This is a genomic window from Polaribacter sp. MED152 (assembly GCF_000152945.2).
Taxonomy (GTDB): domain Bacteria; phylum Bacteroidota; class Bacteroidia; order Flavobacteriales; family Flavobacteriaceae; genus Polaribacter.
In genome coordinates this window covers 1,918,469-1,931,967 of sequence record NC_020830.1, presented here as the reverse complement: position 1 = coordinate 1,931,967, position 13,499 = coordinate 1,918,469, and the positions used below count along the sequence as shown (strand labels likewise).

The window sequence follows — 13,499 nt, the reverse complement described above, 5'->3', positions numbered from 1 at the left end:
AAGTTCTAGTCCTTGAAAAAGTTAAACTTTTGTGTTTAGCTATTCATTTTTAACAAATGCAAATACAAAGAATCTACTGCATTTATTAGTTTTACACCTTCTTGACTAATTTTTGCCTCTACATTAATTTGAGCAACAAAAGAGCTATCTGCCTTTTCTAGTTGGGTTACAGACAATTTTTTATAAGGAAAATAAACTGTAAAACAATCTGAGTTATCTTGTAAATACAAATCAAATTCACCACTCAACCAATTTAAAAATCGTTTATAAACACTTTTATTTTGAAAGGTTTTTTGAGTTGTAAAAAAGTGAGGTTCTACTTTTTTCAATGGATGTTTATTTTATGTTCCACAATATGATCTAAAGGGTTTTTTATAAAAACACCACCTGTAATTCCTCTTTCTGCTAACACTTGTTTTATTTGTTTTTGGCCATAGAAAGCTATAGAGCCAACAAAATGCACAGGCACATGTTTTAAAGCCTCTCTATGTTTCAAAACATGATGATTTACAAATGTTCTAAAGCCATCTAACAGTAAATCATTTATAAATTTATGTTCTTGGTATTTAAATAAAAAAGGGGCAAAACCAGCCAAATATTTGTTTGGTCTTTTAGATTGATACAAGCCTTTTAAAACATCTTTTTCATTTAATGAATACTCTGTATTAAATAGGCTTGCCAATTCTTTTGGCATGGTTAAATAGTAATAGCTTTTAAGCAATTCTTTACCAAAATAATTTCCACTAGCTTCATCCATTAATAAATAGCCTAAAGCAGGGGTTTTCATATGTATATTTTGTCCGTCAAAATAACAACAATTAGAACCTGTACCTAAAATACAAACCACAGCAGGCTCTTTAGTGGTAGCTAAAACAGCAGCCATTGTATCTTCTTTGGTAGTGCATTTTGCATTTGTAAAGTAAGATGTTAAAATTTCATTTACTTTTTGCTGATTAGTCTTAGAGCCACAACCAGCTCCAAAAAATTTAATTTCTTGAACTCGATCTTTAACGCTTTCTAATTCTTTGCTAGATGCCACAATTTTTAGAAAATTCTTTTTATTAAGCACAGCAGGATTTAAACCTTTTGTTCTAATTTTTAAAGGATTACTTTCTTTGTGGTTGTATAGAATCCAATCGCATTTTGTAGAGCCACTATCAGCAACTAAAATCATACTTATTACTTTTTATAATTTTCTTTGCAGTGCTTTTCAAGTTGTTCTAAAGCAGTTACAATAACAACTTCTGTATCTGCAACTGGTAATTTTAAATAGGCAATTGCATTTTGAAGTACCAACAGATTATCGTTGTTAATTTTTTTATTTTCAATAGCTTGTTTAAGAATAGTGCTGGCTATAGATAAGTTTTTAGACAAATCTTCTAAGACACTCACTTTCGGATTCTTCTCTAACTGAGAAAAAGTATCGTAGTTTTTAGCCCATTTTTCTAAGAAAGCAAGTATGTTAGCTGTGTTTAACCTGTTTTGTACTTTTAGAAAGTTCGCTACTTTTTTATTAAAAGTAGTAGCATCTATTGCATCAGCAGTACAAGCATCAGCAAATAAGCTGAATGAAGAATAGGTTTTGTATTCTATACCATCTTTATTTCTTGCGTAAATTTTTAAAGGCTCGCAAATTTTAACCAAATCTTCTAAAGAAGAAATGTCTTGATTATGACTAATACTTCTTAAAATAACATCTCTATTTTTAATATGAGTTAGCCCTAATTCTTCTAATTGATAAGAGATTACAGAAAGGCGTTTTTTCATATTATCTATGTCTTTCACATCTTTTGTAGACCAAAGGCGCTCTGCAATTGCAGCAGTTCTAGGCCAAATTCTAGAATCTATAGTTTGTGGTGTAACAAGCTCGCTCCACATTGTAGCTTCACCACCTAAAATCTTAGAAAGTTCTTCTTTGCTTAATTTAATATCACCAATAGGATCTACTGCATAATGATGTTCAACAGACAACATTCTATCTATGTAAAAGCCGTTTGAAAGTACTGTTTGATAGCCTTTTTTTGCAGCCTCAATTAAAGAGCCGCCATTTGCAACACCTTCATTTTCTCCACGCCAAGAATGTATAACTGCTGTGGTTGGCATGTTAGGGGTTAAAATTTCATCCCAACCCATTAATTTTTTACCTAGTTTATTTAGAATTTTTTCTAATCGGATGTTAAAATGAGTTTGTAGTTCGTGGTTGTTTTTAAGTTGATGTTTTTCTTTAAACTTTTTAATTTCTTCATTTTCACTCCAATGTTTTCCTTCATTTTCATCACCACCAATATGAAAATATTCATCAGGAAATAGGGGTGTAATTTCTGTAAATAAATTTTCTAAAAATGTATAGGTAATTTCTTTTGAAGGATCTAAAGTTGGATCAAAAACACCAGCAAAACGCTCTATAGAATAGGTGTAGTTGTCTTTACTGCCTAACTCAGGATAAGCTGTTAAAATTGCAGATGCATGTCCAGGAACATCAATTTCTGGTATTACTCTAATTCCTAAATTGTTGGCAAAAGCGACAACATCTTTAATTTGATTTTGGGTATAAAAAAGACCATCAGAAGCAAACTCCTGTAATTTTGGATATACCTTAGATTCTATTCTAAACCCTTGATCGTCTGTTAAATGCCAGTGAAATACGTTCATTTTAACAGAAGCCATAGCTTCCAAATTTCTTTTAATAACATCAATAGGCTGAAAATGCCTAGAAACATCTATCATTAACCCTCTCCATACAAATCTTGGAGCATCATTAATGGTTACATTTGGAAAATAATATGTTTTTTTGTTGAATTGTGTAAGCTGTAATAAGGTTTCTAAACCTCTTAAAATTCCAACGTCAGATTTTGCTGTTATATCTATTTTAGACTTAGATATTTCTAACACATAACTTTCGTCTGTGTTTAAGTTTAAAGCACTTGCAGTATCATAAATTAAATTTATATTTCCTTTTTGATTGTAAACAGGAAAGCCTTTATCTAAAAAAACACCAGTTCTGTGAGCCAACCTTCTTAAAAAACGAACAGCAGCTTTATCAACTCGTTCAGATTTTTTTGAATTTATAGCAATGGTCAAATTTTGATCTATTGTAAATTGGTCTGAGTACTCAGTAATTTCTTTAGGCCAAGGCATTAAATCGTATTTGTTTGAGAGCACATCTTGCGCCTGAACAAACAGATTTGAACACTGTACAATTAAAAGTATAATGATAAATTTTTTCATATGATTGCTGTTGAACTTAATTTTAATTGAAATCAAGTTCACTTTTTATGTAATTTTTTGGTGATGGTCTAAAAGTGCACTTGCAGTTTTAGGTAATCATCAGAATGTAATTGCTCTTAATTCAATGATTTAATAATTCAACAATTCAAAAACTGAACAAGAACAAAAACATCTGATTTTTATTTAAAAATGATAACGTTTAAAAGCTTCTATAGCAGCATAATCTGCCAAGCCTAGTTCGTTATATTTTTTGGCTGTTAATCTATTTCTATCTTCTGCACGTACCCAAAACTCTCTAGAATCGCTTCCTTGAAACATCACTCCATCTTTTTGTGATTGATGAAAAAATATGGCATGACGTTTTCTAAGTACTTGATCTGGACTCATAGGCACAGCCATATCAATTTGATAAGATTCCCATTCGTGCCAAGCACCTTTGTATAACCAAACCCAACAATCGTTCATATATGTCTGGTGCTTTAGCACGTTTAGGGATTCAAAAATAGCATCTAAACATACCTTGTGTGTGCCATGAGGATCTGCCAAATCTCCTGCAGCATAAATTTGATGAGGTTTTATATCATCAATTAAATTACACATGATATTAATATCTTGTTCTGAGATATTTTTCTTTTTAATAGTACCAGTTTCGTAAAAAGGAAGATCTAAAAAATGTACATTATTATCTTCTAAGCCTAAATACCTGGTAGCAGCCAAAGATTCGCTTCTTCTTATAAAGCCTTTTAAATTTCTAACTTCTTCAGAATCGATATCATTTTCTGTTTTAATCTTTAGAAATTTAATAATGCTCTGTGTTTCTTTACAATCTGGGCAAAGAGTTTGTGTTACTTCTGCAAACTTTAAAGCTTCTTCATCTGAAACTGCAATATTACCTGAGGTTTGGTAGGCAATATGTACTTCATGACCTTGAGTTACTAACCTATCAAAAGTACCTCCCATAGATATTACATCATCATCTGGATGAGGACTAAAGATAATTACTCGTTTTTTAGGAATACTAGCACGTTCTGGTCTTTTAGAATCGTCTGCATTTGGTTTTCCTCCTGGCCAACCTGTAATGGTGTTTTGTAGCTTGTTAAACATCTTAATATTTAAGTTGTAAGATGTACCTTCTTCTGTTAAAAGGCCAGACATACCATAATCATTATAATCTTTGTCTGTTAATTTTAAAATAGATTTATTTAAAAGTTCTGCTAACCAAAGCACAGCTTTCATTTTTAAAGCATCATTCCAAACACAAGATGTGACCAACCAAGGTGTTTTTACACGAGTTAATTCAGATGAAGCACCTTCATCTATAATGAAGGTTGTATTGTTATGATTTTGTAGGTAAGTTGCAGGTACTTCTGAGGTAATTTCACCTTCTATAGTTTCTTTTAAAATTTTTGCTTTGTTAGAACCCCAACCTAATAAAACTATTCTTTTTGCTGCAAGTACAGTACCTATACCCATAGTTATTGCCTTTCTTGGCACATTATCTATACCTAAAAAAGCAGGTGCTGCATCTACACGTGTAATATGATCTAAAGTAATGCTTCTTGTGCCAGAATTTAAATGAGAACCTGGTTCATTAAAACCAATATGACCTGTTCTACCAATACCTAATAGTTGAAAATCTAACCCTCCATAAGCCTTAATTTTCATTTCGTAATCTATGCAAGATTGGTATAAATCTTCTGTACTTACATTACCATCTGGAATGTTAATGTTTTCTGGTAGAATATCTATATGATTAAAAAGGTGTTCATGCATGAAATAAAAATAACTTTGAATGTTACTTTTATCCATAGGATAATATTCGTCTAGGTTAAAAGTGATAACGTTCGCAAAGCTTAAGCTTTCTTCATTATGCATTCTTATTAACTCTTCATACACCTTAATTGGTGATGAACCAGTAGCTAAACCAAGAACGCAAGGTTTGTTTTTGCTTTGCTTGGCTCTTATTAAATTGGCTATTTCTTGCGCTACAAGAATAGATGCTTTATCAGAGCTTTCGAAAATAATATTGTGTATTTTTTCGAAACGAGTTTCCTCAAATTTTCCTGCAGGAGTGTAAGCTATACTTTTACAATCTGTAACTTTCACAATAATTCTATTTTATAGGTAATACGTTTTTAATAAAAGCAAACGAAAAACGTTGTCCTCCGTTTGCTAAATCAATAAAGACAAATTATAATTGTTTTAGTTTCTGTCCCACCAAATTGCAGTGGTCATTTCATCTGGTCCTTGAGCAGTAATTGCAGCATTTACATTATCTGCATTAGAAACTGCTTCTGTACTTGAATATGGTAACCTTTTAGGAATAGCGCCATTATTAGGTTGTGTAACCCAAAAGTTAGTGTTGTCTGTTAAATCTGGAATTAAGTTAGTTCTTCTAACAAGAGCCCATGCTTCATAACCATTCATTAAAGAATTTAACCATCTTTGGTTCCAGATCATTTTAAGTTGATCTTCATTAGAACCAGATAAATTGGCAATAGGTTCGTTAGTAATAAAGTCTGATGCATCAGCAGCATTTACTTGCCAAAAATTCATACTAGCTCTAATTCCTTCTTGGTATAAAGTATTTGCATTACCTCCATAACCAAGCATTGCTGCTTCTGCCTGTAAGAAATAAGACTCACTTGCAGATAATACTTTTACAGGTACAATATCTGCTACTTCTGTAGTAGAATTCCCAATAATTAATGATGATGGTGTTACCAATTCATCTCTGGCAATTTGAGTTCTTGAACCAATAGCTGAACCTTGATAAGCATTACCAACAGCAGATGGTACTGCTACTTTTTCTAACCTTGGATCATTATTGTTATCTAATAAATCTAGATACCTTTTTGCGATGGTAAACTTGGAACCAATACCACCAAAACCATGATACACATCTTCAAAACCACCATCTAAGAATGATAAAATTAAAGCAGATTCTGAACGCTTTAAAAGAGCTTGATTGGTTTCGTCAATTAAAGGGCTTGCTAAACATTCTGAAATTACTTGATCTATATAAGCCTGATCTCCATCAGCAATAAATGCATCTCTACCTCTTAATGCCATTCTTAATCTTAAAGTATTGGCAAAGGTTTTCCATTTTTGAGGGTCTCCTTGATACACATAATCTCCTTCTGCACCTGCAATGATTGTAGTAGAACTACCAATTGCATCGATTTGAACCTTTAAATCATCTATGATACCTTTATAGATTGATGATTGAGAATCGTAAGTTGGTTTAGGGTTTTCTAAGATTAATTCTGCACCAATTACATCACTGTAAGGAATATCTCCATAAATGTCTGTCATTTTTTGAAAAAACCAAGACATCATAATTTTAGAAACTGCTACACCATTAACATCATTAGTTTCTGTGTAGGTCTTTAAAAGGTTTCTACTACTTAGAGTAACCTTTTTATATGAGTTGTCAAAAATTGCATTTGTCCAACCTTGGTTGTTTTGAAAAGCATCTGCACCAAACCAAGCACCAGCGTAATTGTAACTAAATTGGTTAGCAAACTGACTTGAGTAAATTAAATTACCTCTCCAAGTAAGAAACCTTGGTTCTGCAAATTCGTAATACTGAACAGCAGCCATTATTCCTTGTACAGGTGCTTCTGTTGGGTTATAAGGGTCTGTGTTGATTTCTTCAAAACCATCTGTACAACCCAAAAAAAGTGTTGATGCTATAAAACTAATAGCTATAAATTTTAATATTTTCATCTTTTTATTAGTTTAGAATGATACATTTAATTTGATTCCATGACTAGATGTTGATGGGAATCCAAAATATTCAACACCACTAAAGCTATTATTAAACCCAGTTTCTGGATCAAAATTTGCTGTGTTTTTATGTAAGATTGCTAAATTTCTACCAAAATAACTTAACGATAATCTAGAAATATTTAGTTTGTCTAACACTGTGTTAGGGAAGTTGTAACTAATAGATAACTCTCTTAGTTTTACAAAACTTGCATCTTGTACCCAACGTTCTGAAATTTGTCCTAAACGTCCCCAGTATTCTTGTGGATTTACACCTCTAGCAGCTACATCAGGATCTAAAGTTCCGTCTATAACAGCTCCATCTGGTACTAAAATTCCATTTCCTCCAGTAAAATATTCTCTACCTTCTAAAGTAATTTCATCTGTACCTGAAGTTGCACGAACCATATCTGAGAATGAGAATACATCTCCACCAAACTTAGCATCTAATAACACAGATAATGAGAAGTTTTTATAGGTAAATGTGTTTCTTAAGTTGGCTAATGCATCTGGATTTGTAGAACCTATTTTATCAATTCCACCAACCATTGGCAAACCATTAGAATCGTACATAATGTTGCCATTAGTATCTCTTTCATAAGTAGAGCCAAATAAAGACCAAAGTGGGTCTCCTAATTTACCTCCAACTTGTACTACATCATTAAATTGACGCTCTCTTACCTGAACTTCTATACCTTGAGCTAATTCTTCTATTTTACTAATGTTTTTAGAGAAATTAACATTGGTAGTCCAGTTAAAGTCTTTGCTTTTAATAACTTCTGCAGATAAACCTAATTCAAAACCTTTATTGTTAATTAAACCAGCATTAATTACTTGCTGATTTGCACCACTTGATGGTGGTAAAGAAAGCTCTAAGATTTGATTTTTGGTATCAATATTATAGTAGGTAGCATTGAATGTTAGACGATCATTAAAAAAACGAGTATCAAAACCAAACTCAACATTGGTAGAAATTTCTGCTACTAAGTTAGGGTTTCTTAAAGAAGCACCTGCACCTGCACCTTCTTCATTTACGCCAAAGAAATAAAACAATTGGTTGTTGTATTCTGATGAAGAAATTAAATAAGTATTCTGTAAATTATAAGGGTCTGTAGCATTACCTGTTTTTGCATAACCTGCTCTTAATTTTAAATAACTAAGAAAATTATTATCTACCAAACTTGGTATAGCATCACTAAGTACTACACTACCACCAACAGATGGGTAGAAAAACGAGGCATCATCTATAGGTAAAGTAGAAGACCAATCATTACGTGCTGTAACTTCTAAGAAGGCATAATTTTTATAACCAAAAGTTGCAGAACCAAAAACAGAATTTGATTTACTTCTTACTAAAGACGGATTGATGTTTTTAGATTTAAAATTGTTGAAAGAAAAGAAATTGTCTTGTACAAAAGTTTCTCCTACAGTTACAATCGATTTAAAACTACTGTTAATTTGGTTTAAACCAAAGGCAGCTGTCAATGAAAAATCATCACTAAGTTCTGTATTATAGTTTAAAAGTAAATCATAACTTGTAGTTTTTGATGTAGTGTTAAACTCATCTAATTTACCATTAGGAGCAATATCAAAAGCACCTTTTTCTCTATAAATAAAAGCATTTGTGAAAGATAAATCTTGAGAGGCTCTTGCATTTAATTTTAAACCTTCTAACAAGTCTATATCTAAACTGATTAAACCTATATATCTGTTAGTTTCATCTTCATTTAATAAAGTATTTGTAGCATAATATGGGTTCATGGTAAAGCTACCTGCCCAATTATTTGGTGTACCATCTGCTTTTAAGTAGTTATTAGCTAGCAAACTATTAGAGATATTTCTAGGCTTTGTAGAAAGCGCCTTTATAGTATTAGACTGGCCATCTGTTAGCTCTGGTCTATTTTCTCCTTTTTGTCTAGTATAATCTATTTTACCAGAAACTCTAATTTTTTCGTTAACATCAATTCCGGCTTTTAAACCAAAATTATGTCTGTTTAAAGTAGCTCCTTTTTGTATAGATTCATTTGATAAATTACCATAAGATAATTTAAAGTCTGTTCCGTTTTTTGCTTGAGATACAATAACACTATTTGTAAATGTTGTACCTGTGCTGTAGAAGTCTTTAAAGTCTCCTGGATTTGCAGAATATTCTGCAGTACCAACTCCGTCAAAACGTTCTCTTTGTGTACCATCTAATCTTGGACCCCAACTACCACCATCAATTATATTATATTCTAATGTATTTGTAGCAGTATCAAATCTTCCTTGACCATATTGGTTTTGAAATTTAGGGCTAACCAATACATTATCGAAAGAAGCAGCAGAACTAACATCTACTTTTACTTTTCCAGATTTACCAGATTTTGTAGTAATTAAGATTACCCCATTTGCACCTCTATAACCATATAATGCAGTTGCGTTACCTGATTTAAGAACAGATATTCTTTCAATATCATCTGGGTTTATGTTAGAGAAACCATCTCCAAAATCGAACCCACCAGCAAAATCTCCTTGACCAATGTTGGTATTACTAACTACAACACCATCAATAACAATTAAGGGTTGGTTACTACCACTTAAAGAGCTAATACCTCTAATAGTAATGTTTGTAGATGAACCAGGGCCTGTTGCTCCAGATCTAATTTCTACCCCTGCAATTTTACCTCTTAAAGCTGTTGCCATATTTGGATCTGCAGCTACTGTTAAGTCTTCACTATTTACTTCTTGAACTAAATAACCCAGTTTTTTTGCTTCACGTTTTATGCCAAAAGCAGTAATTACAACTTCGTCTAATTGGTCTGCATCATCTTCTAATGCTACGTTAATGGTTGTTTGGTTTGCAACTGTTTTCTTTAGGCTTTTCATTCCTAAGTAAGAGTAAACTAGTACGTCTCCTACATTTGCTTTCAATGTATATTTTCCATCAAAATCAGTTTCTGTACCTACAGTTGTACCTTCTATTATAACTGTTACTCCTGGAAGTGGAATGTTATCGGTTTTAGAAGTTACAGTTCCTGAAATTTCTTTTGTTTGCGCAAAAGAAGTTTGAGCAAATAACACTAAAAAAGAAAACAAGAAAAGTAATCGTAAATTGTGTTTCATAATTTAATTATTTTATGTTTTAAGTTGAGCCAAACTATTCATTATCAAATTTGTTTTAAAAAAAAATATCTAAACAACATCTTTTTACAGACAAACAACTTTGTTTTATCTATTAGCGTTTTTCTTAAAATAATGTATTGGCAATTTTATTGTCAAATAGTAAATATATTATTAATATTGTCGCAACTTAATGCATTTTTAGCAAAAAAAACCATTTAATACAACCATTATCATATCATTTAATAAAAAACCGAGAAACGCTTTTGCAATCAAATATCACGTGATGTTTTGGTTGGGATATTTTTTATTTAATGTTTTAAGATGGGGTAGTTATTTTAATGATTATTGGTATTCTATAAAATCGAATTTAGTAGAATTTCCTATTCATATCATATTTGTATACATCAATATTTACTACCTAATTCCTAAATTTATTTTACGAAAAAAGTATTGGACGTACATTATGTCTTTAGTGGCAATGTTAGCCTTGGTTTATTTAGTAAGAACAGGTTTAAATTATTTATTGGTTACTAAAGATATTTGGCCAGAGGCAGATAGCCCAGCTCAGTTTATGGTAGTAAATCATATTATAGCAGTTGTATTGGGTGAATTGTATGTAATTGGTTTTGTAACTGCTATTAAACTGGTTATAGATTGGTCTATAGAAAGAAGAAGAAATGAAGAACTAGCTAAACTACAATTAAGTACAGAGCTTAAATATTTAAGAACCCAAATTCAGCCTCATTTCTTTTTTAACACGTTAAACAATTTGTATGCTTTAACCCTCAAAAAGAGCGATAATGCACCAAGGTTGGTGATAAAATTATCTGACATGATGCAGTATATTTTGTATGATGTAAATAGTACTAAAGCCAATTTGTTAGAAGAAATAATTCATATTAATAATTATATAGATTTAGAACGCTTGCGTTTTGAAAACAGGGTAGATGCAGAAGTAGATATTACAGGAGATATAGAAGATGTAGATGTACCACCATTATTGTTTTTGTCTTTTGTAGAAAATTGCTTTAAACATGGAATGAAAGGCACAGATAAATTAGAAATAAAAATCAATTTTACCATTTTACCAACCCATTATTTAGAGTTTACAATTTCCAATACATTTAATCCAGAAATTTCTTTAAAAACAAACAACGGAATTGGCAATGAAAATGCAAAAAGACGATTAAATTTGCTCTTTTCTAATAATTATGTTTTAGAGACTCAAATTGAAGAAAATACGTACAATCTTTTTTTAAAAATCCCCATTAAATGAAAATTAAGTGTATTATAATTGATGATGAACCATTGGCAATTTCTGTGATTGAAAATCATTTAAAAAATTTTGATCATATAGAAATCGTAGAAACATTTAATAATCCATTAAATGCATATCGTGTTTTGGAGCAAGAAAAAATAGACCTTATTTTTCTAGACATTAACATGCCAAAAATGACAGGTTTTACCTTTATAGAAAACCTAACTTACAAACCACTAATTGTAATTACAACCGCTTATAGAGAGTATGCTGTAAAAAGTTACGAACTAAATATTTTAGATTATTTAGTAAAACCAATACCATTTAATCGATTTTTAAAAACCATTAACAAGGTATATCAACAAGTATATTTAAACAACGCAAAAGCAGATGTTACTTTACAACAAGAGCCACATATCTTCTTAAAAGTAAATAAAAAGTTGATTAAAATTAACCTTAATGATATTCTTTACATAGAAAGCTTAAAAGACTACATTAAAGTTATTACAACTATAGGAGACTATGTTGTACATAAATCTTTAACTGCAATTACAGAAGAATTACCACAATCTAACTTTATACGTATTCATAGATCTTACACCATTTCTGTAAACAAGGTAATTGCTTTAGAAGGCAATACTGTAGAAATTTCGAATAGAAAAATTCCTATTGGTAGAAACTATGTAAAACAAACTAAAGAGCGCATTTTTAATATTAATGACGATAAAGAAAAATAAGCTCACGTAAAATCAATCAATCACAATCTAAAACATATGGCTAATTCAGCACAAAAAAACAGTACACTAGTTCCAATTATAATTATTGCAGGGCTATTTTTTATCTTCGGATTTGTTACTTGGATCAATGGAGCACTTATTCCGTTTATGAAAACCATTAACGAACTTACAGATGCAGAATCTTATTTAGTAGCCTCAGCTTCCTACATTTCATTTGTGGTAATGGCATTACCAGCATCATCTATCATAAATAAAATAGGATATAAAAAAGGAATGTCTTTAGGTTTAATAATTATGGCTATTGGTGCTTTGGTTTTTATACCAGCAGCAAATGCTAGAACATATTGGATGTTTTTAACTGCTATCTTTATTCAAGGAGCAGGAATGACTTTGCTTCAAACAGCATCAAACCCATACATTACCATTTTAGGCCCAATAGAAAGTGCAGCAAAAAGAATTGCAATTATGGGTATTGCAAATAAAGTAGCAGGTTCTTTAGGATCTGTAATATTTGGAGCTATTTTATTATCTGGAATAGATGAAATTAAAGATAAACTAGCTACTGTAGATGCTACTGAAAAAGCTAGTTTATTAGATACTATGGCTGATAGTGTTATAACACCTTATATAGCTATGGCTGTTGTTCTTTTTATACTTGGTATTTTAATTAGAAAAGCACCTTTACCACATGTAGAAGCAGCTCCAATTGAGGAATCTTCTTCAGGTGAAAAAGCAAAATCTAGTATATTTCAATTTCCACATTTATGGTTAGGTGTGTTGGCCTTATTTGTATATGTAGGTGTAGAGGTTGTAGCTGGAGATACCATAATTGCTTATGGTATATCTTTAGACATACCTGTTGAGCAAGCTAAGTTTTTTACCTTATTTACTTTAATGGCTATGGTTGCAACTTATGCTTTAGGGGTTATTTTAATTCCTAAATATATTAGCCAAGCTTTTGCATTAAAAGCAAGTGCAATTTTAGGTATTGTTTTATCATTTTGTATTGTATTTACTACTGGCTTTACATCAGTATTATTTGTTGCTGCTCTTGGTATAGCAAATGCCTTGGTTTGGCCAGCAATTTGGCCTTTAGCGTTAACAGGTATGGGTAAATTTACCAAAACAGCATCAGCGCTTTTAATTATGGCAATTTCTGGTGGCGCAATTATTCCGCCTTTATATGGTGCATTTGTAGATAATAAGAAAGAAAGTTTAATAGTAGATGGGGCAAATGAAGTTTCAGCAATGGCAGAAGCAGCCTCTTTTGGTTATTGGATTTTGTTACCTTGTTATTTAATTATTTTCTACTACGCTTTTTGGGGTCATAAAGTAGGTTTAAAAAAGGTGCAATCTTAAAATTTTAAAAACTAGATTCAATTCTTTTTCAAATTAAAGGATAACTT

Annotated in this window: 9 protein-coding genes; 3 read left to right on the top strand and 6 right to left on the bottom strand. The window is 31.3% G+C overall.

Annotation, left to right across the window (positions count from 1 at the left end; genetic code table 11):
• Positions 1 to 35: 35 nt before the first annotated feature.
• The 6 genes from MED152_RS08460 to MED152_RS08435 form a co-directional block, all read right to left on the bottom strand.
• The gene (locus tag MED152_RS08460; protein ID WP_015481449.1) at positions 36 to 329 is read right to left on the bottom strand and encodes a hypothetical protein; all 294 of its coding nucleotides are present in this window, start codon (positions 327 to 329) and stop codon (positions 36 to 38) included.
• A complete protein-coding gene (locus MED152_RS08455) occupies positions 326 to 1,174 on the bottom strand; it encodes an N-acetylglucosamine kinase (protein ID WP_015481448.1) in 849 nt (282 codons plus the stop codon). The genes MED152_RS08460 and MED152_RS08455 overlap by 4 nt, the downstream gene beginning before the upstream one ends.
• 5 nt (positions 1,175 to 1,179) lie before the next feature.
• Positions 1,180 to 3,228 carry a beta-N-acetylhexosaminidase gene (locus MED152_RS08450; protein ID WP_015481447.1) on the bottom strand — a complete coding sequence of 683 codons (2,049 nt, stop codon included), beginning with the start codon at positions 3,226 to 3,228 and terminating at the stop codon, positions 1,180 to 1,182.
• A 183-nt stretch (positions 3,229 to 3,411) separates the two neighbouring features.
• The gene (gene nagB / locus MED152_RS08445; protein WP_041383530.1) at positions 3,412 to 5,340 is read right to left on the bottom strand and encodes a glucosamine-6-phosphate deaminase; all 1,929 of its coding nucleotides are present in this window, start codon (positions 5,338 to 5,340) and stop codon (positions 3,412 to 3,414) included.
• Between the two features lie 90 nt (positions 5,341 to 5,430).
• On the bottom strand, positions 5,431 to 6,957 hold the full coding sequence (locus tag MED152_RS08440) for a SusD/RagB family nutrient-binding outer membrane lipoprotein (protein WP_015481445.1): 1,527 nt from the start codon (positions 6,955 to 6,957) through the stop codon (positions 5,431 to 5,433).
• Between the two features lie 12 nt (positions 6,958 to 6,969).
• Positions 6,970 to 10,098 carry a SusC/RagA family TonB-linked outer membrane protein gene (locus MED152_RS08435; RefSeq protein ID WP_015481444.1) on the bottom strand — a complete coding sequence of 1,043 codons (3,129 nt, stop codon included), beginning with the start codon at positions 10,096 to 10,098 and terminating at the stop codon, positions 6,970 to 6,972.
• Between the two features lie 283 nt (positions 10,099 to 10,381).
• Between MED152_RS08435 and MED152_RS08430 the strand changes: the two genes are divergently transcribed.
• Genes MED152_RS08430 through MED152_RS08420 form a run of 3 tightly spaced genes read left to right on the top strand, consistent with a single transcriptional unit; the run spans position 10,382 to position 13,452 of the window.
• On the top strand, positions 10,382 to 11,374 hold the full coding sequence (locus tag MED152_RS08430) for a sensor histidine kinase (RefSeq protein ID WP_015481443.1): 993 nt from the start codon (positions 10,382 to 10,384) through the stop codon (positions 11,372 to 11,374).
• Positions 11,371 to 12,093, top strand: a complete 723-nt coding sequence (locus tag MED152_RS08425; protein WP_015481442.1) for a LytTR family DNA-binding domain-containing protein — start codon at positions 11,371 to 11,373, stop codon at positions 12,091 to 12,093. Before MED152_RS08430 ends, MED152_RS08425 begins: the two co-directional genes overlap by 4 nt.
• A 36-nt stretch (positions 12,094 to 12,129) precedes the next feature.
• The gene (locus MED152_RS08420; RefSeq protein WP_015481441.1) at positions 12,130 to 13,452 is read left to right on the top strand and encodes a sugar MFS transporter; all 1,323 of its coding nucleotides are present in this window, start codon (positions 12,130 to 12,132) and stop codon (positions 13,450 to 13,452) included.
• Positions 13,453 to 13,499 lie beyond the last annotated feature (47 nt).

Excerpts from the sequence above, each read along its gene's own strand:
- MED152_RS08430 (WP_015481443.1), top strand. The coding sequence starts at position 10,382 with ATGTTTTGGTTGGGATATTTTTTATTTAATGTTTTAAGATGGGGTAGT.
- MED152_RS08435 (WP_015481444.1), bottom strand. The coding sequence starts at position 10,098 with ATGAAACACAATTTACGATTACTTTTCTTGTTTTCTTTTTTAGTGTTA.
- MED152_RS08450 (WP_015481447.1), bottom strand. The coding sequence starts at position 3,228 with ATGAAAAAATTTATCATTATACTTTTAATTGTACAGTGTTCAAATCTG.
- MED152_RS08440 (WP_015481445.1), bottom strand. The coding sequence starts at position 6,957 with ATGAAAATATTAAAATTTATAGCTATTAGTTTTATAGCATCAACACTT.
- MED152_RS08420 (WP_015481441.1), top strand. The coding sequence starts at position 12,130 with ATGGCTAATTCAGCACAAAAAAACAGTACACTAGTTCCAATTATAATT.
- MED152_RS08455 (WP_015481448.1), bottom strand. The coding sequence starts at position 1,174 with ATGATTTTAGTTGCTGATAGTGGCTCTACAAAATGCGATTGGATTCTA.
- MED152_RS08425 (WP_015481442.1), top strand. The coding sequence starts at position 11,371 with ATGAAAATTAAGTGTATTATAATTGATGATGAACCATTGGCAATTTCT.